The sequence below is a fragment of the Streptomyces sp. NPDC088794 genome, assembly GCF_044750545.1.
In the GTDB taxonomy this organism is placed as follows: Bacteria; Actinomycetota; Actinomycetes; order Streptomycetales; family Streptomycetaceae; genus Streptomyces.
Genome location: NZ_JBIVKB010000009.1, coordinates 201870 through 223252, shown reverse-complemented (window position 1 = coordinate 223252; position 21383 = coordinate 201870). Strand labels below are relative to the sequence as shown.

Sequence of the window (21383 nt, the reverse complement as noted above, 5' to 3'; positions counted from 1 at the left end):
GAGCGCCCCGCGTCAGAGTTCCGTCAAAGAGCGCCGCTCGGCCCCTGGCCGCCCCTTTTGTCGCGATGGCCCGCCGTACTCTCGACGCTGCGCAGTCAGCGGTGAGCGGAAGACAATGGGGCCATGGGACGCGGCAAGCTTCGGATCTACCTCGGTGCGGCACCGGGCGTCGGCAAGACGTACGCGATGCTCTCCGAGGCGCACCGGCGGGTGGAGCGCGGTACCGACGTCGTCGTCGCCTTCGTGGAGCACCACGACCGGCCGCGCACCGAGGTGATGCTGCACGGCCTGGAGCAGGTGCCCCGCAAGGAGCTGGAGCACCGCGGGGCCGTCTTCTCCGAGATGGACGTCGACGCCGTGCTCGCCCGGCACCCCCAGGTCGCCCTGGTGGACGAACTCGCGCACACCAACATCCCCGGCTCGCGCAACACCAAGCGCTGGCAGGACGTCGAGGAACTGCTCGCCGCCGGCATCGACGTCGTCTCCACCGTGAACATCCAGCACCTGGAGTCGCTCGGCGACGTCGTCGAGTCGATCACCGGCGTACGACAGCGGGAGACCGTGCCGGACGAGATGGTGCGGCGGGCCGACCAGATCGAGCTGGTCGACATGTCGCCCCAGGCCCTGCGCCGCCGCATGGCACACGGCAACGTCTACAAGCCCGACAAGGTCGACGCGGCCCTGTCCAACTACTTCCGGCCCGGCAACCTCACCGCGCTGCGCGAACTGGCGCTGCTGTGGGTGGCCGACCGGGTCGACGAGTACCTGAAGCAGTACCGCAGCGAGCACCGGGTGTCGAAGATCTGGGGCTCGCGGGAGCGGATCGTGGTCGGCCTCACCGGCGGACCCGAGGGCCGCACCCTCATCCGGCGGGCCGCGCGGCTCGCCGAGAAGGGCGCGGGCGGCGAGGTGATGGCCGTCTACATAGCCAGCAGCGACGGCCTGACCGCGGCCTCGCCCAAGGAACTCGCCGTGCAGCGCACCCTCGTCGAGGACCTCGGCGGCACCTTCCACCACGTCGTCGGCGACGACATACCGGCCGCCCTGCTCGCCTTCGCGCGCGGGGTCAACGCCACCCAGATCGTGCTCGGCGTCTCCCGCCGCAAGACCTGGCAGTACGTCTTCGGACCGGGCGTCGGCGCCACCGTCGCCCGTGAGTCGGGACCCGACCTCGACGTCCACCTGATCACCCACGGCGAGGCCGGCAAGGGGCGCGGCCTCCCGGTGGCCCGCAGCGCGCGGCTCGGCCGGTCCCGGATCATCGCCGGCTGGATCGTCGGGGTGCTCGGGCCGGTGGTCCTGGCGCTGCTGCTCAACGCCGTCGACCTCGGTCTCGCCAACGACATGCTGCTGTTCCTGGCGCTGACCGTGGCGGCCGCCCTGCTCGGCGGGCTGCTGCCCTCGCTGGCCTCGGCCGCGGTGGGCTCGCTCCTGCTGAACTACTACTACACGCCGCCGCTGCACAGGTTCACCATCGCCGACCCCAAGAACATCGTCGCCATCGTGATCTTCGTCGGCGTCGGCATCTCGGTCGCCTCCGTCGTCGACCTCGCCGCCCGGCGCACCCACCAGGCGGCCCGGCTGCGCGCCGAGTCCGAGATCCTGTCGTTCCTCGCGGGCAACGTGCTGCGCGGCGAGACCGGCCTCGAAGACCTCCTGGAGCGGGTCCGCGAGACCTTCGGGATGGAGTCGGCGGCCCTGCTGGAGCGCACCGGCGAGCACGACCCGTGGACCTGCGCCGGCCGTGTGGGCACCGGCCCGCCCGTCGCCCGGCCCGACGAGGCGGACGTGGACGTGCCGGTCGGCGACCACATGGCGCTCGCCCTGACCGGCCGCGTGCTGCCCGCCGAGGACCGCCGGGTGCTGGCCGCGTTCGCCGCGCAGGCCGCCGTCGTCCTGGACCGCCGCCGCCTCCAGGAACAGGCCGACCGGGCCCGCGCCCTCGCCGAGGGCAACCGCATCCGCACGGCCCTGCTGGCCGCCGTCAGCCACGACCTGCGTACCCCGCTGGCCGGCATCAAGGCGGCCGTCTCCTCGCTGCGCTCCCACGACGTGGCCTGGTCGGAGGAGGACCAGGCAGAGCTCCTGGAGGGCATCGAGGAGGGCGCCGACCGCCTCGACCACCTCGTCGGCAACCTCCTGGACATGTCCCGCCTGCAGACCGGCACGGTCACCCCGCTGATCCGCGAGATCGACCTCGACGAAGTGGTGCCGATGGCGCTGGTCGGGGTCCCCGAGGGCAGCGTCGACCTGGACGTCCCGGAGACGCTGCCCATGGTCGCCGTCGACCCCGGGCTCCTGGAGCGGTCGGTGGCCAACCTGGTCGAGAACGCCGTCAAGTACAACCCGCACGGCAAGCAGGTCCTGGTGGCCGCCAGCGCCATCGCCGACCGGGTCGAGGTCCGGGTGGTCGACCGCGGGCCCGGTGTCCCCGACGACGCCAAGGACCGTATCTTCGAGCCCTTCCAGCGCTACGGTGACGCCCCGCGCGGGGCGGGCGTGGGCCTGGGGCTCGCGGTGGCGCGCGGCTTCGCCGAGGCCATGGGCGGCACCCTCAACGCCGAGGACACGCCCGGCGGCGGCCTCACCATGGTCCTCTCCCTGCGCGCGGCAGGATCGCCCCCGCAGGAGCTTCGACAGCAGGCACAACCCGAGAGGCAGGCCCAATGACCCGGGTGCTCGTGATCGACGACGAGCCGCAGATCGTGCGCGCCCTCGTGATCAACCTCAGGGCGCGCAAGTACGAGGTCGACGCGGCGCACGACGGCGCCACCGCCCTCCAGCTCGCCGCCGCCCGCCACCCCGACGTGGTCGTCCTGGACCTGGGCCTGCCCGACATGGACGGCGTCGAGGTGATCCGGGGCCTGCGCGGCTGGACCCGGGTGCCGATCCTCGTACTGTCCGCCCGGCACTCCTCCGACGAGAAGGTCCAGGTCCTGGACGCCGGCGCCGACGACTACGTCACCAAGCCCTTCGGCATGGACGAACTCCTCGCCCGGCTGCGGGCCGCCGTCCGCCGGGCCGAGCCGGTCGGGGTCGGCGAGGACGAGGTGACGGCGGTGGAGACCGAGGAGTTCACCGTCGACCTGGCCGCCAAGAAGGTCCACCGCGACGGCAGGGACGTACGGCTCACGCCCACCGAGTGGCATCTGCTGGAGGTGCTGGTCCGCAACACGGGCCGGCTGGTGAGCCAGCGGCAGCTGCTCCAGGAGGTGTGGGGTCCGTCGTACGGGACGGAGACCAACTACCTGCGCGTGTACATGGCCCAGCTGCGCCGGAAGCTGGAGGCGGACCCCTCGCATCCCAAGCACTTCATCACGGAGCCGGGGATGGGATATCGCTTCGAGAAGTGAGGCGAGGTGACGACAAGTGACCGGGGACGGGGTACCCGTTCGAACGCCGGGGTCCGCGGGTACGTACGTGTCAGTGCACCCCGGTACGCTTCAGATATGAGTGCTGTTCCTCGTTCCGAAAAGGCGGTGGGCCGCTTCCGGCGCATGCTCGACCGGCTCTCCTCGTCCCAGGAGGACCTGGAGTCGGAGGAGCTGCGTGAGGACGCGGAGACCGCGGGCTGCGTGCGGATCGGTGACTGCCACGACCGACAGATCGTCACGGTTACTGGTACCTTGCGCACGGTCACCCTGCGCCCGCGCGCGGGGGTCCCGGCCTTGGAGGCCGAACTGTTCGACGGCTCCGCCGCGCTGGACGTGGTGTGGCTCGGCAGGCGCTCCATCGTGGGGATAGAGCCGGGACGCAGACTGATCGCATCGGGCCGGATCTCGATGAGCCGAGGCCGCCGGGTGCTGTTCAATCCGAAATACGAACTGAGACCCCTCGGACGGGAGTAGCCGGTGACGTCGCTCGACAAGCCGACCGAAGACACTCAAGCCGACGATGCGCGGGCGGTGACCGAGGCCGCCCTGTTCGAGGCGTTCGGTGGAGTGCGGGGCATGGTCGAGACCGTCCTGCCCGGCCTGCTGTTCGTCACCATCTTCACGATCAACAAGGACCTGCACTGGTCGGCCATCGCCGCCCTCGCGGTCTCCCTGGCGCTCGTGGTGGTCCGGCTGGCCATGCGGGACACCGTCAAGCACGCCTTCAGCGGTGTCTTCGGCGTCGCCTTCGGTGTCGTCTTCGCGATGATGACCGGCAACGCCAAGGACTTCTACCTCCCCGGCATGCTCTACACGCTGGGTCTGGCGCTGGCGTACATCATCACGACCCTGTGCGGGGTCCCGCTGATCGGCCTCATCCTCGGCCCGGTCTTCAAGGAGAACCTCTCCTGGCGCACCCGCAACCCGGGCCGCAAGAAGGCCTACGCGAAGGCCAGTTGGGCCTGGGGCCTGATCCTCCTGGCCAAGTGCGCGGTCCTCTTCCCCCTCTACTGGTGGGCCAACACCGCGCAGCTGGGCTGGGTCCTGATCGCCCTCAAGATCCCGCCCTTCCTGCTCGCGGTCTGGCTGACCTGGGTCTTCCTCGCGAAGGCGCCCGCACCGATCGACGTCTTCGCCGAGATGGAGGCGGAGGAGCAGGCCGAGAAGGAACGGAAGGCGGCCCTGGCCGAGGAGCGCGCGGAACAGGGCGAGATCGCGGGCCGACACCGCCGCGAGGCGTAGTTCCCGGCACGCGAAGAAGCAGAGTTTCCGGTACGTGGATGAGGGGCCCTGGGAATCCCAGGGCCCCTCATCCACGTACCGGATCAAACGGAACCGTCGGCTAGCCCGCCGCGTCCTCCCGGCGGACCGACAGCAGGTCCTCCAGCTGCTCTTCCCTTGCCTGGGCCGCCACGAACAGGAGTTCGTCGCCGGCCTCCAGGGAGTCCTCGCGGGACGGAGTGAGGACCCGGGTGCCGCGGATGATGGTGACCAGGGACGTGTCCTCGGGCCACTCCACGTCGCCGACCTGGGTGCCGGCCAGGGCCGACTCCTCGGGGAGGGTCAGTTCGACGAGGTTGGCGTCGCCGTGGCTGAAGCGGAGCAGCCGGACCAGGTCGCCGACCGACACCGCCTCCTCGACCAGGGCCGACATCAGGCGCGGGGTGGAGACGGCGACGTCGACGCCCCAGGACTCGTTGAAGAGCCACTCGTTCTTCGGGTTGTTCACGCGGGCGACCACGCGCGGGACGCCGTACTCCGTCTTCGCGAGCAGGGAGACGACGAGGTTGACCTTGTCGTCGCCGGTCGCGGCGATCACGACGTTGCAGCGCTGGAGCGCGGCCTCGTCCAGGGACGTGATCTCGCAGGCGTCGGCGAGCAGCCACTCCGCCTGCGGGACGCGCTCGACCGAGATGGCGGTCGGCGCCTTGTCGATGAGCAGGATCTCGTGGCCGTTCTCCAGCAGTTCGCCCGCGATCGAGCGGCCCACGGCGCCGGCGCCGGCAATGGCGACCCTCATCAGTGACCGCTCTCCTCTTCGGGACCCTTGGCGAAGGACGCCTCGACCTTGTCGACCTCGTCGGTGCGCATCATCACGTGCACCAGGTCGCCCTCCTGCAGCACCGTCTGGGAGCTGGGCAGGACGGCCTCGCCGAGCCGGGTCAGGAACGCCACGCGGACGCCCGTCTCCTCCTGCAGCGTGCTGATCTTGTGGCCGACCCAGGCCGCGGAGGCGTGCACCTCGGCGAGCTGGACACCTCCGGTGGGGTCCCGCCACAGCGGCTCCGCGCCCGAGGGCAGCAGCCGGCGCAGCATCTGGTCGGCGGTCCAGCGGACCGTGGCCACGGTGGGGATGCCCAGGCGCTGGTAGACCTCGGCGCGACGGGGGTCGTAGATACGGGCCGCGACGTTCTCCACGCCGAACATCTCGCGGGCCACCCGGGCCGAGATGATGTTCGAGTTGTCGCCGCTGGAGACGGCGGCGAAGGCGCCGGCCTCCTCGATGCCGGCCTCGCGCAGGGTGTCCTGGTCGAAGCCGACTCCGGTGACCCGGCGGCCGCCGAATCCGGGACCGAGACGACGGAAGGCGGTGGGGTCCTGGTCGATCACGGCGACCGTGTGCCCCTGTTGCTCCAGGGTCTGGGCAAGAGCGGAACCCACTCTTCCGCAGCCCATGATGACGATGTGCACGACCGTCCTTCCGGTGTCCTAAAACTACTGCTCAGCCAAGGGTCTCAGACCGACGCCCAAGCTACACACGCGCGGTAGGACGTCGGCACCCCTGTGCACGGTTGCCGTTGCGCGTCCGGGAGATCAGCGACGGCTGATGCTGCGGACGCTGGCGAGCGTCAGGAGTCCGAGACCGACGAGAGTCACCGCGGCGCCGATCAACTCCGCTGTGGCGTGCATGGAACCTCCGGGGTGCGACGAGAGGGCGGCAACGGCCGGGGAATGGGGCGGTGTTAGTCATATAGACATGGGGAGCGGGCGAGCTGCGGAATCCGTCGCCGGACCGGCTCAGAGTTCACCCGGAGGGCAGATGTGGGGATGGGGGTCCCCCCGCTCGAGCGTGTCGAGAGTGGGGGAGGGTGGTTGTGCACCCGTTCGAACGCCTACGATGCTCAGTTGTGTCCAAACTGACCGACGTGCCCAAGCGGATTCTGATCGGGCGCGCACTGCGCAGTGACCGGCTGGGCGAAACGCTCCTGCCGAAGCGCATCGCCCTCCCCGTCTTCGCCTCCGACCCGCTCTCCTCCGTGGCCTACGCCCCCGGCGAGGTGCTGCTGGTCCTGTCCATCGCGGGTGTGTCGGCCTACCACTTCAGCCCCTGGATCGCCCTCGCGGTCGTCGTGCTGATGTTCACCGTGGTCGCCTCCTACCGGCAGAACGTGCACGCCTACCCCAGCGGCGGTGGCGACTACGAGGTGGCGACCACCAACCTGGGCCCCAAGGCCGGACTGACCGTCGCGAGCGCCCTGCTCGTCGACTACGTCCTCACCGTCGCCGTCTCGATCGCCTCCGGCATCGAGAACCTCGGCTCCGCCATCCCCTTCGTGGTCGAGCACAAGGTCGCCTGCGCGGTCGGCGTGATCGTGCTGCTGACCCTGATGAACCTGCGCGGGGTGAAGGAGTCCGGGAAGCTCTTCGCCATCCCGACGTACGTCTTCGTCGCGGGCGTCTTCATCATGATCGCGTGGGGCGCGTTCCGCGGCCTGGTGCTCGGCGACACCATGCGCGCGCCGACGGCCCACTACACGATCAAGGCCGAGCACCAGGGCCTGGCCGGATTCGCCCTCGTCTTCCTGCTGCTGCGCGCCTTCTCCTCCGGCTGCGCCGCGCTCACCGGCGTCGAGGCGATCTCCAACGGCGTACCGGCCTTCCGCAAGCCCAAGTCGAAGAACGCGGCGACCACGCTCCTCGCGATGGGCCTGCTCGCGGTCACCATGTTCTGCGGGATCATCGTCCTGGCCCTGACCACCAAGGTCCGGATGGCCGAGAACCCGGCCACCGACCTGCTCAGGAACGGCGCCGAGGTCGGCTCCGGCTATGTGCAGAACCCGGTCATCACCCAGGTCGCCGAGGCCGTCTTCGGCAAGGGCAGCTTCCTCTTCGTCATCCTCGCCGCGGCCACCGCGCTGGTCCTCTTCCTGGCCGCCAACACCGCCTACAACGGCTTCCCGGTGCTCGGCTCGATCCTCGCCCAGGACCGCTATCTGCCCCGCCAGCTGCACACCCGCGGCGACCGGCTCGCCTTCTCCAACGGCATCGTGCTGCTGGCCGGAACGGCGATGCTGCTCGTCGTCATCTACGGCGCCGACTCGACCCGGCTGATCCAGCTCTACATCGTCGGCGTGTTCGTCTCCTTCACGCTCAGCCAGACCGGCATGGTCCGGCACTGGAACCGTCACCTGGCCACCGAGAAGGACCCGGCCAAACGCCGCCACATGGTCCGCTCGCGCGCCATCAACACCTTCGGCGCCTTCTTCACCGGCCTGGTCCTGGTCGTCGTCCTCGGCACCAAGTTCACCCACGGCGCCTGGGTCGCCCTGCTCGGCATGGTCATCTTCTACGCGACGATGACGGCGATCCGTAAGCACTACGACCGGGTCTCCACGGAGATCGCGGCCCCCGAGGGCCCGAGCGACGACAGTGTGCGGCCCTCCCGCGTGCACTCCGTCGTCCTGATCTCCAAGATCCACCGCCCCACCCTGCGCGCTCTCGCCTACGCCAAGCTGATGCGCTCGGACACCCTGGAGGCGCTCAGCGTCAACGTCGACCCGGCCGAGACCAAGGCGCTGCGCGAGGAGTGGGAACGGCGCGGGATCGACGTACCGCTGAAGGTCCTCGACTCGCCCTACCGCGAGATCACGCGGCCGATCATCGAGTACGTGAAGGGGCTGCGGAAGGAGTCGCCGCGCGACGCGGTGTCCGTGATCATCCCCGAGTACGTGGTGGGCCACTGGTACGAGCATCTGCTGCACAACCAGAGCGCGCTGCGGCTCAAGGGCCGGCTGCTGTTCGTGCCGGGCATCATGGTGACGTCCGTGCCGTACCAGCTGCAGTCCTCGGAGGCGGCCCGCGACCGCGCCCGCAAGCGGCAGGACTGGAACGCGCCGGGTGCGGTGCGGCGGGGTCCGGCGCAGGTGCGGCCGAAGGAGCCGACGGGGTCGGGCACGGGCTCGGGGACGGGCGGCAAGGCCTGAGCGAGCCCTTGGCCTCGGGCGGCAAGGGCCGACGTTCGTTGGTCGGCGGCCGGACGGCACCCACGTAGACTGGTGGGCTGTTGTCCGGCCGTATTTTCTTTCGATGTTGTGGAGTCACCCCGCCATGCAGGCAGAACCGAAGAAGTCGCTGGTCGGGGAGGCGTACGAGGTCGAGGTCGGGCCCGTCGCGCACGGCGGGCACTGTATCGCCCGTACCTCCGAGGGCCAGGTGCTGTTCGTCCGGCACGCGCTGCCCGGCGAGCGGGTCGTGGCCCGGGTGACCGACGGCGAGGAGGGCGCCCGCTTCCTGCGCGCGGACGCGGTCGAGATCCTCTCGGCGTCCAAGGACCGCATCGAGGCGCCCTGCCCCTACGCCGGTCCCGGCCGCTGCGGCGGCTGCGACTGGCAGCACGCCAAGCCGGGGGCGCAGCGCCGGCTCAAGGGCGAGGTGATCGCCGAGCAACTCCAGCGGCTCGCGGGCCTCACCCCGGAGGAGGCCGGCTGGGACGGCACGGTGGTGCCGGCCGAGGGCGACAAGCTGCCGGCCGGGCAGGTGCCGCAGTGGCGCACGCGCGTGCAGTACGCGGTGGACGTGGACGGCAACGCCGGTCTGCGCCGGCACCGTTCGCACGAGGTCGAGCCGGTCGAGCACTGCATGATCGCGGCGCCGGGCGTCAGTGAACTCGGCATCGAGGAGCGGGACTGGGCCGGCATGGCGTCGGTCGACGCGATCGCGGCGACGGGCTCCCAGGACCGCATGGTGATCCTGGAGCCGAAACCGGGCGCGCGCCTGCCCCTGGTCGAGCTGGACCGCCCCGTCTCCGTCATGCGCGTCGAGGAGCACGACGGCGGCATCCACCGTGTCCACGGTCGCGGATTCGTGCGCGAGCGGGCCGACGGTCGTACGTACCGGGTCGGCAGCGGCGGTTTCTGGCAGGTCCACCCGATGGCCGCCGACACCCTCGTCAAGGCGGTCATGCAGGGCCTGATGCCGCGCAAGGGCGAGATGGCGCTCGACCTCTACTGCGGCGTCGGCCTCTTCGCCGGCGCCCTCGCGGATCGCCTCGGCGAGAAGGGCGCGGTCCTCGGCATCGAGTCCGGCAAGCGGGCGGTCGAGGACGCGCGGCACAACCTCGCGGGCTTCGAGCGCGTACGGATCGAACAGGGCAAGGTCGAGGCGGTCCTCCCGCGCACCGGCATCACCGAGGCCGACCTGATCGTCCTGGACCCGCCTCGGGCGGGGGCGGGGAAGCGGACGGTCGAGCACCTGGTGTCGCTGGGGGCGCGGCGGATCGCTTATGTGGCGTGCGACCCGGCTGCGCTGGCTCGGGACTTGGGGTATTTCCGGGACGGGGGGTACAAGGTGCGGACGCTGCGGGCGTTCGATCTGTTCCCGATGACCCATCACGTGGAGTGCGTGGCGATTCTGGAGCCGGTGGCCAAGTAGGCCTGATCGGTCCGGCGACGGTGCCCGTCTGGCCGGGAGCCGGACCGGCAAAGGCTCCTGACCTTGACGAAGGTCCGTACCGGTCGCGTCAAGTGATGGAGGGACAAGCCCCGTTGGGATCCGGCCCGCGGTCGGGTCCTGAACGGATCGGCGGTATCGCGCGCCCTCATCGACCAACTGCTGCGGATTCGGCTTCAGTTGTTGACGTCGGGCAAGGGTGGGGCTACAACCCGGGGAGAGCGCTCTCACATCTGCTGTTGCTCCTACCCCCGCACGCCGAACCGGCTTGAGGAGACTCCCCATGCAGACTTCCGCCGGCGTACCCGGCACACCCGGCAGACCTTCGGCCCGTGTCGTACGCCCCCGTACCGCTCTCGGACTCGTCGTCATCCTGATCGTCGCCTGTTTCGTCACCCTCACGTCCTCGCCTGCCCGGGCCGCCGAGCAGTTGCTGTCACAGGGCAAGCCCGCCACCGCGTCCTCGACCGAGAGCGGGGCCTTTCCCGCCAGTGCGGCCGTCGACGGGAACACCGGCACCCGGTGGTCCTCGGCCTTCGCCGATCCGCAGTGGGTGCGGGTGGACCTCGGGTCCGTGCAGCAACTGACCCGGGTCGCGCTGAACTGGGAGGCCGCCTACGGCACCGCCTACCAGATCCAGATCTCCAACGACGCCAACAGCTGGACCACCGTCTACTCCACCACCACCTCCACCGGCGGCAACCAGAGCATCAACATCTCCGGCAGCGGGCGCTATGTGCGGGTGAACGGCACCGCACGGGCCACCCAATGGGGCTACTCACTCTGGGAGTTCCAGGTTTATGGGCCCGGAAGTACTACCCCGCCGGACGCCTTCTGGGGGAGCACCACCGACATTCCCCCGGCCGCCAACGCCGTCGAGGTGAAGATCCTCAACCGGACCAACGGCAAGTACCCGGACAGCCAGGTGTACTGGAGCTTCAACGGGCAGACGCACTCCATCGCCGAGCAGCCCTACCTGGACATGCCGGCCAACTCCGCGGGCCGGATGTACTTCTATCTGGGTTCGCCCACCAGCTCGTACTACGACTTCATCGAGTTCACGGTCGGCAACAACGTCTTCAACGGCAACACCACCCGCGTCGACGCCTTCGGGCTCAAGCTCGCCATGCGCCTCCACAGCAAGGACGGTTACGACGTCGAGGTCGGCGAGAACCGGCAGACCTTCGCCGAGGATCGCGCCACCACATTCCAGCGGTTCACCGACGCCGTGCCTTCGCAGTTCAAGGTGCTGGCCCAGACCCAGGGTCCGTACCGGATCATCGCGCCCGGCAGCGACCCGAGTTTCCGTGCGGGTGGGGTCAACGCCAACTACTTCACGTCGTACGCCCAGTCGGTCGGCGTGAACGCGGCCACCTCCGACATCTTCGGGTGCGCCGCCTCGCTCGCCGCCAACCCGGACATGTGTGCCGCGCTCAATCGCCATGTGGCCACGCTGCCGGCCTCGCAGCAGTCCGACCCCGCGCAGTTCTACAAGGCCGCGCCCGCCAACTACTACGCCAAGTTCTGGCACGACAACGCCATCAACCAACTCGCCTACGGCTTCCCCTACGACGACGTGGCGGGTCAGTCCTCCTTCGTCTCCCACGCCAACCCGCAGTGGCTTCTGGTCGCCGTCGGTTGGTAGGCGGTCCGGGATTCCGACGAACAGCGCGAAACGGGGCCGCCCTTGTCAGGAAGGGCGGCCCCGCCTCATGCGGTGCTGGTCTGCGCTACTCGACGTTGATCGTGAAGGTGGACGTGGTGTTGCGGATGTCCTGGAAGTTGCCGCTCATCCGCAGGTTGCGGAAGGTGGCCGAGCCGACGGCGGGTCCCTGACCCGGTTCCGGCAGCTCGTTGGCCCAGATGCCCCAGCCGGACTTGGCGTCGAACGCGTCTCCGCTCTTCTTGGAGTTGGTGATGGAGATGTCGGTGAAGATCGTGTCCTTCACCGGGAACTGCGGCTGGCCGCCGACGTAGTTGGTCTGGAACATCACGCCTCCGTAGGTGGAGTCGTCGATGTCGACGTCGTTGACCCGGATGCCCTGGAAGACCTTGGAGGCCGAGAACGCCCAGATCGCGGGGAAGACCTGGGAGCCCCAGAAGTGGCCGCCCGTTCTGTCCAGGGAGACGTTCTCGATCGTCGTCGGATCGGTCCCGAAGCCGTTCATCGGGTAGCCGAAGTCCAGCGAGGAGATCGTGATGCCGGAGTAGACCAGGGTGTCGGCGACCCTGATGTTGCGGAAGGTGTTGTTGAAGCCGCCGTAGACGGCGATACCGGCCGCACGCCAGGTGAGCGTCGACGTCAGGTTCTCGTACAGGTTGTTCTTCTCGTCGGCGCCGCCCGCGTCGATCGCCGAGAAGAGCGCGAAGCTGTCGTCGCCCGTGGCCCTGGCGTCGTTGTTGACCACGTGGTTGTCCGTGGAGCCGTTCGTCATGTTGACGCCGTCGGCGAACGTGTCACGGATGCGGGAGTTCTTGATGGTCACGCTGTCGGTGTTGGCGCCCCAGTAGAGGCACACCATGTGCTCGACCCAGATGTCGTCGATGGTGATGTTGGCGACGTTGGAGAAGTCGAACACCTTGCCCGGACCGTCGATCCGGGACGTGTAGTTGCCGAAGTAGGAGAAGCCGGTGAACGAGGAGCCGTTCGCGGTCGCCTCGGCCCGGAAGCCGACGTCGGTGTTCTCCTGCGAGGAGGGCGCGTGGAAGCGGGTGAACCACGACCCGGCTCCCAGGACCTTGACCGCCTTGCCGTAGACCTGGAACTTGCTGGCGGTCTCGTAGTCACCGGCGGGTAGGTAGACGCCGATGAGCTTGCCCGTGGTGTCCATGCGGACCTTGTCGAGCGCGTTCTGCACGTCCTGGTGCGAGAAGCCGGCCGGGACCGTGTAGGCGGCCGGGTCCGGGTTCGGGACCGCCGTCGCCTGTTCGAGGTTGATGAAGTCGACCGCGTACGTGGAGGTGTTGGCCGCGTCCTTCTGGAGCCGGATCTTCGAGCCGGCGGGCACGGTCTTCCCGAGCTGGACGTTCGCCTCGTCGTAGATGTGGCGCGGGGCCCCGGAGCCGGGCGAGTTGCCGGGCGCGGTCTCGTTGCCGTACAGCCACGCGTACTTGGAGGTGAGGTCGATGGCCTTCAGGAACTGGCCGTCGACGTAGATGTTGAGTGTGGTGTCGGTGCCGTCGGGGATCTCGAAGCGGGTGACCAGGGTGTTGGTCGCCGCCCGGGTGGTCCACTCGACGTACTGACCGGTCGCGGAGAGGGTGACCGCCTTGCGGCCGCTGGCCTCGCCGGCGATGTCGCCGATCGTGCGGTTCGGTCCTACGACCTTGGCGCCGCCGCCGACCGTGCCGTCCTCGGCCTCGTACATGTCGTACGGCATGTCCGCGCCGCGGCCGACGAACAGGTTCTGCGTGGTGGTGTTGTTGGTGCGCTTGACCGGCAGTTCGTTGGCGTCGTCGGCGATGACCGTGGTGACGGTGAACTTGCCGTTGGCCGCCGTCCAGGAGCCGAGGGCGACCGGTGCGGTCGTCTGGCCCGACGCGATGGTGCCGTTGTAGGTGCCGGTGAGTGTCTTGACGGTGACGCCGTTCGCGTCCTTGACCGTCAGCGTGACGCCGTGGGCACCGGAGGCCGAGGCCACCGAACCCTGGTTCTTGATCGCCACGGTGAAGGAGACGTTGTCACCCGCCGAGGCGCTGGTCGGGGTCCAGGCGACCGGTGCGGCGACCAGGTCGGAGCTGGCGACCGGCTTGACGACGAGCGCGTCGGAGCGGGTGAAGACGTTGTTCGCCTCGTTCTGCTCGATGACCTTGTTCGTCGGGTCCACCTCGGCGCCGACCGGGTAACTGCCCGCGTCCCGGGTGCCGATGCTCGCGGTGACCGTCGCCGACGCGCCGGCCGCGAGAGCCGGGACGTTCGCCGTGGCCGCCTTCGTGCCGCCCAGCGTGAAGTTCAGGTCGGTGGCCTTGGCCGCCTTGCTGCCGCTGTTGGTGACCGTCGCCGTCAGGCTGATGGCGTCCGACTCGACAGGCGCCGCAGGGGAGTTGGTGATGCCGGTGACCCTGAGGTCCGGGTTGGCCGCCGGGGTGCCGATCACCTGGAACTCGGCGACCTGCGCGCCGGGGGCGCCGGTGTTGGAGGCGAACTTGAGCTGGATGTCGGCCGCGGCGCCGGAGACCGGGATGGTCACCGTGTTGCCGCTCGACGGGTTGAACGTGTAGTCCTTCGCCGCGGCGAGACTCGTGAACGCGGTCGCGTCCTGGTCGCGGCCGAGCACCTGGATGTTCTGGGTACGAGTGGACCAGGCGGCGTCCGGGTTGAGCTTGACGACGACCTGGCTGAGGTCGGCGTTGGCGCCCAGCTTGGTGGTGAGGGTGGCCGGGTAGGCGCCGCCCCCGCTCTCCCAATAGGTCGCGACCTGGCCGTCGTTGGCGTTCGCGGCGACATAGGTGAAGGTGTACGAGGAGGCCTCGATGGGCTTGCCCTGGGCGAGGTCGGAACCGGTGCCGTTACCGGCCCGGGTGACGCTGTTGCTCGCCACCGACACGTTCCCGGCCGCGTCCTTGGCCTTCACGGTGTAGACGACGGTGGCCGTCGGCGACGGGGTGTCGGTGTAGGTCAGGGCGGTGCCTGCCACGGAACCGACGACCGTGCCGTTGGCGTAGACGTCGTAGCCGGTGACCGCGACGTTGTCGCTCGACGCCTGCCAGGTGAGCTTCACGTCGTTGCCGGTCTGCGTGTAGGCGAGGTTGCCCGGCGCGGTGGGCGCCTGGGTGTCGCCGCCCGATCCCGTACGGGTGACGCTGTTGCTGTTGGCGGAGACGTTGCCCGCCGCGTCCTTGGCCCGCACGAAGTACGTGAGGGTGGTGCCGGCCGGCTGGGTGTCGGTGTACGTGAGGACGTTCCCGGCGACGCTCGCCCTCAACTGCCCGTTGGCGTAGACGTCGTAGCCGGTCACGGCCGTGTCGTCGGTCGCCGCGTTCCAGGTCAGCTTGATCTGCCCGGTGGCCGGCTCGGTGTAGGCCAGGCTCGTCGGCGCGGTGGGCGCCTGGGTGTCGCCGGTGGCCGGTCCGTAGACCTCCAGCTCGGACAACTGCCCTGCGGGCCAGCCGGTGTTGGCGGTGATCAGCACCCGGACGTACCGCGTGGTGGTGGTGTCCAGGGCGATGGTCGTCGACTGGTCGTTGGAGCTGTCGAAGGTGTACGCCTTCGAGGCCGTCAGGTCGGTGAAGTTCTGGTTGTCGGTCGAGCCCTGGACCTTGAGGGTCTGGCTGCGGCTCGGCCAGCCGCTGGGCAGCCGCAGGGTCACCTGGTTGATCTGGACCGACGAGCCGAGATCGACCTTGAGCCACTGCGGGAAGGCGTTGTTGGTGCTCTCCCAGTAGGTGGCGCGGTTGCCGTCACCGGCGTTGGCCGCGCCGTAGACGTCGGCGTGCCCGCTCTCGCTGAAGGGCTTGCCCTGGGCGAGGTTGGGGGTCGCGGCTGCGGCGGTCAGGACCTGAAGCTCCGCCAACTGGGCGGTGCCGGCGACCGAGTTGGCGCTGAAGTCGGCCCGTACGAACCGGGTGAGGGTCGCGGGGAAGGAGACCTTCACCGTGTTGCCGTTGCCGGGGCTGAAGACGTACTGCGCCGACGACTTGAGCGTCGCGAAGCTCTTTCCGTCGGCGCTCGCCTGGAGCGCCAGGGTCTGCTTGCGGGTCTGCCAGTCCTCGGGCAGCCGCAGCACGACCTGGCGGACGCGCTCGGTCTTCCCGAGGTCGGTCTGCACCCACTGGGCCGACTTCTTTCCGGCCTGCCAGTAGGTGTCGGTGTCGCCGTCGGTGATGTTGGTGGCCTTGTGCGCGCCGCGGGTGCTGCCCGCGGTGGTCTTGGCGTCCGCGGCGGCGTTGGGACCGCCGGCCGCGTGCGCGCCGACGGCGGGCAGGCCCAGCACCATGACGGCGGAGGCGAGCGCGGCGGTCGCTGCGCGCCGCCTTGTGGATCTCTGCTTGTGTCGAGTCATGCGGGGTCGCTTCCTGCGGAGGCTCGCGCGCCGGTGGGGGCGGCGAGGGCGGCTCATTCCTGGCGGAGTGGTGCAGAAAGGTGCAGGACGATCGGGGGGTGCGATGGGGGGTGGCTCAGGCGAGAATTTGCATTGTTTCATCGAAATATTGCAGAGCTGAGTGGATGGGTCTACAGCCCGAACAGCACAATTTTCACCAGAAGAACTCATCGCCCAGGTGTGGTGGGTGTGCAGGACCCGATCTGCGACGGGGGATCAGTAGGGAACTTGCGCTCCGCGGATGCAAGTGAACGCAAGAAGTGCAAATTCTTGCGCGATGTCTACGCCCGCACACTCCCCGGAAGCGGGGTCCGGGCGGGCCTGTCGGCCAGGACGTCGAGGATGTTGTCGACCGCCAGATCGACCATCGCGGCGCGGGTGGACTCGGTCGCCGAGCCGATGTGCGGGAGGGTGACGACGTACGGCTCCGCGACCAGCGGGGACAACTCCCGCCCCATCGGCTCGCGTTCGTGGACGTCGAGGCCCGCGGAGTGCAACCGGCCCTCGCGGACGGCGTGGAGCAGGGCGTCCTCGTCCACGACCCCGCCGCGGGAGGTGCTGACGAGGGTGGCGGTGGGCTTCATCACGGCCAGTTCACGGGCCGAGATCAGATGCCGGGTCTCCTCGGTGAGCGGCACGTGCAGCGACACGACATCGGACTCGGTCAGCAGCGTGGACAGGTCCACCGCGGTCGACAGGTCGTCGTCGGCGGCGTACGGGTCGTGGTGGAGTACGCGCATGCCGAAGCCGTGCGCCCGGCGGGCCACCGCGCGGCCGATCTGGCCGTAGCCGATCAGGCCGAGAGTGGCGCCGTGGATGTCATGGCCCAGGTAGTCGTGCATCCGGAACAGGTCCCAGGAGCCGTCCGCGAGGCTCGCGGACGCGGCGCCGAGCCGGCGGCGGGCGCTGAGGACCAGCGCGAAGGTGAGGTCGGCGGTGGTCTCGGCGAGCACGCCCGGGGTGTGGGTGACGACGATGCCCCGCTCGGCCGCCGCGGCCCGGTCGACGTTGTCGAAGCCCATGCTCGCCAGCGCGACGACCCGGAGCGAGGGGCCCGCCGCGTCCATCAGCGCGGCGTCCACGGGGTCGTTGCCGAGGGCCAGTACGCCGCTCACTCCGGGCGCGAGCGCGGCGAGGTCGCCGGGGCCGGGCTTTTCGGTGCCGGGCCAGGCCACCAGTTCCGCCGATTCGGACAGGCGGGCCAGGCCGTCGCCCGGCAGGTTTTCACGGGTGGTGAGGACGCGCCTTCTCATTTGCTTCTCCAGTGCCGAGCCATGCGTAACCGACCGGGTGAATTAATTCGATCGACGCTAGTCGGGGCGGTCACCGGAAACAAATAGCGGATTCTTCTGACGCTATCGGGGATCCTTATCCCCGGTCAGTTCGAGGAATCCTTGTCCTCGATCAGTTCGAGGAACAGGTCGTGCACGGCCAGTGCGGGCTCGGAGAGCGGCTGATTGTCGGACGTCACCAGCGACAGCTTGACCTGGATCACCGGCTCCACGATCCGCCGCACGGACAGCGAGCGGACATCCAGGATGGCGCGCGCCGCCGACCAGGGCAGGACCGTGGCCCCCAGGCCCGCGTCCACGGCGTTGACCAGGGTCAGCGCCGATTCGACCTCGCCGACCACGTTCAGCCGGAGGGACGCCTGCTGGAAGGCGGCGTCCACCACCTGCCGGATGGTGTGGATGCGGCTGGGCAGCAGCAGCGGCACGCTCGCGAGCTCCGCCAGCCGCACCTCGCCCTGTCCCGGCGGGGCCGTCTCGCCGGGCGCGCCGATCAGGAACAGGTCCTCCGTCCGTACGGGCTCGAACTGCACACCCCGCAGCGGCCCCGCCCCGTAGATGAACGCCATGTCCATCCGGCCCGTCATGATCGCCTCGCTGATCACGCCGCCGAAGTTCTCGTTGATGTGCAGCAGGATGTCCGGGTAGCGCTCGCGCACGCTCTTCAGGAGCGGCAGGGCGAGGGCCGCGCCCAGGCTGTACGGGGCGAGGCCGACCGACACGCTGCCGGCGGGGGCCCGGCCGGAGACCTCGACGGCGGCGTGGGCGAGGTCCACCTGCCGCAGGATCAGCTGCGCGTGCTGGTACAGCGCCCGGCCCGCCTCCGTCGGGGCGACCCCGCGCTTGCTCCGGATCAGCAGCTGTTGGCCGAACTGCGCCTCCAGCGCGGACAGTTGCTGGCTCAGCGCCGGCTGGGCGATGTGCAGGATGTCGGCCGCGCGCGTGATGCTCCCCGCGTCGATGATCTTGATGAAGGAGTAGAGACGCCTGGTGTCCATGCGCGGGGCCTTCCAGATGGAGCGAAGCCTCATCGTAGGGAGGGATCATCCCGAAGCACAGCCCCGCTGAGCGGAGGGTGTGAGGGGAGTCATAGCGGTTCGCGATAACGCCAGAACGAACGGATATTGGCGATCACGCGACGGGCGCAATAAGTTGAGCGGAACAAGTCGAGCGGAGCCTCCGCACCGGGCCGTTCCCCGTTCCCCGTTCACGGTTTCCGGTCTCACGAAGACGTGATGGTATCCGCTTCCCAGAATTCCGCTCCCCAGGATTCCCCTTTCTGGAACTCCCTTCCCGGCATTCCCTACCGGAGGACGTCATGACTCCCATGGTTGATCTCGTCGCCGATCTCGGCGAGGGATTCGGCGCGTACACGATGGGCGACGACGCGGCCCTTCTGGAGATGCTGACGTCCGCCAACGTGGCCTGCGGATTCCATGCCGGTGATCCGCGCATCATTGACGCCACCGTGCGGACGTGCGTGGCGAAGCAGGTGGCCGTGGGCGCGCACCCCAGCTTTCCCGACCTGGCCGGCTTCGGCCGCCGCGCGATGGACCTCACGCCGGAGGAGGTCCGCACGGACATGCTGTACCAGATCGGCGCCCTCCAGGCCTTCGCCGTCGCCCACGGCACCCGGGTGCGGCACATGGCCCCGCACGGCCGCCTCGGCAACCTGGTCGCCGTCCGCGCCGACTACGCCCGTGCGGTCGTGGACGCCGTGGCCGCCCTGGACGAGTCCATGGTCGTGCTGGCGCAGGACGGCGAACTGGCCGACGCGGCCCGCGCCCGCGGACTGCGCGTGGGCATCGTGGGCATCGCCGACCGCGCGTACCGCGCCGACGGGACGCTCGTGCCGCGCTCCGAGGCCGGAGCCGTGATCCACGACCCCGACGAGGTCGCCCGGCGCACCCTGCGGATGGTCGCCGAGGGCGTCATCCGCAGCGTCGACGGCACGGACGTCCAAGTCGCCTGCGACACCGTCCTGTTGCACGGGGACAGTCCCGGAGCGCTCGCACTGGCCGGCCGGATCCGCGGGCAACTCCTCGCCGCCGGGGTCGAGATCACCTCCCTCGACAAAGTCCTGACCGGCAAGGGAGCCTGACGTGACGGGTCTTGAGGTGAACGCCGGTGTCACGATCACCGACTGCGGCGACTCCGCGCTCGTGGCCAAGGCCGTGGGCCTGGACTCCGAAGCCGCCTGGCGACTGGTCCACGCCCTCGCCGACGCCCTGGACGCCGTCCGGCTCACCGGAGTCCACGACGTGGTGCCCACCTACGACGCCCTGCTCGTGGAGTTCGACTGCACGCACACCGACCACGCCACCGTACGGAGTGTCCTGGCGCACGAAGCTGCCCGCCTCGGACCGCATCCCGAGCCGACGACCCCGCCGCGGCGCTTCGTCGTCCCCGTCGTCTACGGCGGTGAGTACGGCCCCGATCTGCCCGAGGTGGCCGCCCGACTCGGCCTGACCGAGGGCGAGGTGGTCGATCTGCACTCCGGGTCCGACCTCACCGTCCGCTGCCTCGGCGCACCCGCCGGAGCCCCGATGACGGACGGCCCGCCCTTCCCGAAGCCGGTGCCGCGCCTCGCCTCGCCCCGCACCCGGGTCGACCCCGGCTCGGTCGCCGTCGCCGGCCGGCAGGCGGTCATCTGCCCGATGCCTTCCCCCGGCGGCTGGCCGCTCCTGGGCCGCACCCCGGTGCGCGTCCTGGACCCGCACAGCGACCCGATCACCGCGTACCGCCCCGGCGACACCTTCCGTTTCCGGCCCATCGAAGCCCAACAGTGGGACGCATACGCCGACTTGAGCCTCGCGGACCTGGTGGACGCGGCGGACACGGTGGGCGTGGCCGACCTGGTGGACGCGGCGGACCTGGCACCCGTGACAGACCTGGCGGTCCGCCATGGCTGACACCCTCACCATCCGCACCGCGGGCATCGTCACCGTGCAGGACCTGGGCCGCGTCGGCCGCTCCCGCTACGGGCTGCCCGCCAACGGGGCCGCCGACCAGCACTCGGCGCGCGTCGCCAACGTCCTGTGCGGCAACGACGAACGCGCCCCGCTGCTGGAGATCACGGCCCTCGACTTCGCGTGCGTGCCCTCCGCCGACATCCTCGTCGCCGTGACCGGCGCCCCCGCCGACGTCACGGTCGACGGCGGCGTACGGCCGCAGTGGGAACCCGTTCCCGTACGGGCCGGCGAGACCGTCAAGGTCAGCGGCATCCGGCAGGGACTGCGCGTCTACCTGGCCGTACTCGGCTCGTTCGAGGCGGACCGGTTGCAGGGCAGCTGCGCTCCCGACACCATCCTCGGCTTCGGGCCCGCCCTGAGCGCCGGAGACGAACTCGTCCTGCGCACCGCGTGCCCGCCCCTCGACCACCCGTTCTCCCGCATCCCCCTGTTCCGCCTGAAGGCACCCGTCCCCCCGTTCCCCGCCGGCTGGACCATCGACGTCACCGACGGCCCCGACCGGGCCGAGTTCGGCGACACCGGACAGCGCCTGTTCAACGGCCCGTTCACCGTCACCCCGCGCAGCAACCACATCGGCCTGCGCCTTCAGGGGGAGGTGCCCCGCCGTGTCACCAAGGGCGAGGTGCTCTCCCGCGGTGTCCCCATCGGCGCCGTCGAAGTACCCGCCGGGGACGAACTCCTCGTACTCCACCGCGGTCGCGGTGTCACGGCCGGCTACCCCGTCCTCGCCGTCGTCACCGCGACGGGCCTGTCCGCCCTGGGACAGGTCCGCCCAGGCCAGACCATCCGCTTCCGCCACCGCACCCTCGACCAGGCGGTCGCCGCCCACCGCGCCCAGCGCAACGCCGTCGACGCCCTGAGATCCAGGGTCCACACGGCTTTCGAGGCCCTGCGCATCCGCGCACCCGCGGGGGCCCGATCACGGGGCACTGGCTCAGCCGGCGCATGACGCCCCGCACCTCTTGAACACGGGCCCGCTGTGAAGGGGCGCGGGGAAACTGCGCGCCCGGCCCCCATCGACCCGCCCCAGACCCACGA

General features: G+C 70.0%; 15 protein-coding genes. 10 read left to right on the top strand and 5 right to left on the bottom strand.

From position 1 onward, the window contains the following. The first annotated feature begins 123 nt into the window (after positions 1–123). The 4 genes from ACIP6U_RS25475 (at position 124) to ACIP6U_RS25460 (ending at position 4616) form a co-directional block, all read left to right on the top strand. Positions 124–2670, top strand: coding sequence for an ATP-binding protein (locus tag ACIP6U_RS25475; RefSeq protein ID WP_401721983.1), 2547 nt, complete (start codon positions 124–126; stop codon positions 2668–2670). Then, positions 2667–3353 carry a response regulator gene (locus ACIP6U_RS25470; RefSeq protein WP_401721980.1) on the top strand — a complete coding sequence of 229 codons (687 nt, stop codon included), beginning with the start codon at positions 2667–2669 and terminating at the stop codon, positions 3351–3353. Before ACIP6U_RS25475 ends, ACIP6U_RS25470 begins: the two co-directional genes overlap by 4 nt. Positions 3354–3449: 96 nt before the next feature. Next, positions 3450–3848, top strand: coding sequence for an OB-fold nucleic acid binding domain-containing protein (locus ACIP6U_RS25465; RefSeq protein WP_401721977.1), 399 nt, complete (start codon positions 3450–3452; stop codon positions 3846–3848). 3 nt (positions 3849–3851) lie between these two features. Further along, the gene (locus ACIP6U_RS25460; RefSeq protein ID WP_401721975.1) at positions 3852–4616 is read left to right on the top strand and encodes a DUF3159 domain-containing protein; all 765 of its coding nucleotides are present in this window, start codon (positions 3852–3854) and stop codon (positions 4614–4616) included. Between the two features lie 100 nt (positions 4617–4716). Here ACIP6U_RS25460 and ACIP6U_RS25455 read toward each other — a convergent pair whose 3' ends face one another. After that, positions 4717–5394, bottom strand: coding sequence for a potassium channel family protein (locus ACIP6U_RS25455; RefSeq protein ID WP_401721972.1), 678 nt, complete (start codon positions 5392–5394; stop codon positions 4717–4719). Continuing rightward, positions 5394–6065, bottom strand: a complete 672-nt coding sequence (locus tag ACIP6U_RS25450; RefSeq protein WP_123997181.1) for a TrkA family potassium uptake protein — start codon at positions 6063–6065, stop codon at positions 5394–5396. The genes ACIP6U_RS25455 and ACIP6U_RS25450 overlap by 1 nt, the downstream gene beginning before the upstream one ends. A gap of 437 nt (positions 6066–6502) precedes the next feature. On the opposite strand from ACIP6U_RS25450, the gene ACIP6U_RS25445 reads away from it, so the two are divergent. The 3 genes from ACIP6U_RS25445 to ACIP6U_RS25435 all read left to right on the top strand — a co-directional run bounded on the left by ACIP6U_RS25445 (position 6503) and on the right by ACIP6U_RS25435 (position 11688). Continuing rightward, positions 6503–8578 carry an APC family permease gene (locus tag ACIP6U_RS25445; protein ID WP_401721970.1) on the top strand — a complete coding sequence of 692 codons (2076 nt, stop codon included), beginning with the start codon at positions 6503–6505 and terminating at the stop codon, positions 8576–8578. 124 nt (positions 8579–8702) lie between these two features. After that, positions 8703–10025, top strand: coding sequence for a class I SAM-dependent RNA methyltransferase (locus tag ACIP6U_RS25440; RefSeq protein WP_401721967.1), 1323 nt, complete (start codon positions 8703–8705; stop codon positions 10023–10025). Positions 10026–10326: 301 nt separating this feature from the next. Beyond that, complete coding sequence (locus tag ACIP6U_RS25435) at positions 10327–11688, top strand: beta-1,3-glucanase family protein (protein WP_401721965.1); 1362 nt, start codon at positions 10327–10329, stop codon at positions 11686–11688. 85 nt (positions 11689–11773) lie between these two features. Here the strand turns inward: ACIP6U_RS25435 and ACIP6U_RS25430 are convergent, their stop codons facing one another. From ACIP6U_RS25430 to nac, 3 genes are all read right to left on the bottom strand, one after another. Beyond that, positions 11774–16045: a discoidin domain-containing protein gene (locus tag ACIP6U_RS25430; RefSeq protein ID WP_401721963.1), complete on the bottom strand. Its 4272-nt coding sequence runs from the start codon at positions 16043–16045 to the stop codon at positions 11774–11776. A 320-nt stretch (positions 16046–16365) separates the two neighbouring features. Next, positions 16366–17337 (bottom strand): 2-hydroxyacid dehydrogenase, encoded by a 972-nt coding sequence (locus ACIP6U_RS25425; RefSeq protein WP_401721961.1) that lies wholly within the window; start codon positions 17335–17337, stop codon positions 16366–16368. 125 nt (positions 17338–17462) lie between these two features. Next, complete coding sequence (gene nac / locus ACIP6U_RS25420) at positions 17463–18371, bottom strand: nitrogen assimilation transcriptional regulator NAC (protein WP_401721958.1); 909 nt, start codon at positions 18369–18371, stop codon at positions 17463–17465. A 320-nt stretch (positions 18372–18691) separates the two neighbouring features. On the opposite strand from nac, the gene ACIP6U_RS25415 reads away from it, so the two are divergent. The 3 genes from ACIP6U_RS25415 to ACIP6U_RS25405 are packed head-to-tail and all read left to right on the top strand — an operon-like array spanning position 18692 to position 21294. Then, positions 18692–19474, top strand: a complete 783-nt coding sequence (locus ACIP6U_RS25415) for a LamB/YcsF family protein (RefSeq protein WP_401721956.1) — start codon at positions 18692–18694, stop codon at positions 19472–19474. A 1-nt stretch (position 19475) separates the two neighbouring features. Further along, positions 19476–20285: an allophanate hydrolase subunit 1 gene (locus tag ACIP6U_RS25410; protein ID WP_401721953.1), complete on the top strand. Its 810-nt coding sequence runs from the start codon at positions 19476–19478 to the stop codon at positions 20283–20285. Beyond that, the gene (locus ACIP6U_RS25405) at positions 20278–21294 is read left to right on the top strand and encodes a biotin-dependent carboxyltransferase family protein (protein WP_401721949.1); all 1017 of its coding nucleotides are present in this window, start codon (positions 20278–20280) and stop codon (positions 21292–21294) included. Before ACIP6U_RS25410 ends, ACIP6U_RS25405 begins: the two co-directional genes overlap by 8 nt. The last annotated feature ends 89 nt before the right edge of the window (positions 21295–21383 follow it).

Bases quoted from the DNA above. Each gene is read 5' to 3' on its own strand.
- ACIP6U_RS25475 (WP_401721983.1), top strand. From the start codon at position 124: ATGGGACGCGGCAAGCTTCGGATCTACCTCGGTGCGGCACCGGGCGTC.
- ACIP6U_RS25470 (WP_401721980.1), top strand. From the start codon at position 2,667: ATGACCCGGGTGCTCGTGATCGACGACGAGCCGCAGATCGTGCGCGCC.
- ACIP6U_RS25465 (WP_401721977.1), top strand. From the start codon at position 3,450: ATGAGTGCTGTTCCTCGTTCCGAAAAGGCGGTGGGCCGCTTCCGGCGC.
- ACIP6U_RS25455 (WP_401721972.1), bottom strand. From the start codon at position 5,394: ATGAGGGTCGCCATTGCCGGCGCCGGCGCCGTGGGCCGCTCGATCGCG.
- ACIP6U_RS25440 (WP_401721967.1), top strand. From the start codon at position 8,703: ATGCAGGCAGAACCGAAGAAGTCGCTGGTCGGGGAGGCGTACGAGGTC.
- ACIP6U_RS25435 (WP_401721965.1), top strand. From the start codon at position 10,327: ATGCAGACTTCCGCCGGCGTACCCGGCACACCCGGCAGACCTTCGGCC.
- ACIP6U_RS25430 (WP_401721963.1), bottom strand. From the start codon at position 16,045: ATGACTCGACACAAGCAGAGATCCACAAGGCGGCGCGCAGCGACCGCC.
- ACIP6U_RS25425 (WP_401721961.1), bottom strand. From the start codon at position 17,337: ATGAGAAGGCGCGTCCTCACCACCCGTGAAAACCTGCCGGGCGACGGC.
- nac (WP_401721958.1), bottom strand. From the start codon at position 18,371: ATGGACACCAGGCGTCTCTACTCCTTCATCAAGATCATCGACGCGGGG.
- ACIP6U_RS25415 (WP_401721956.1), top strand. From the start codon at position 18,692: ATGACTCCCATGGTTGATCTCGTCGCCGATCTCGGCGAGGGATTCGGC.
- ACIP6U_RS25405 (WP_401721949.1), top strand. From the start codon at position 20,278: ATGGCTGACACCCTCACCATCCGCACCGCGGGCATCGTCACCGTGCAG.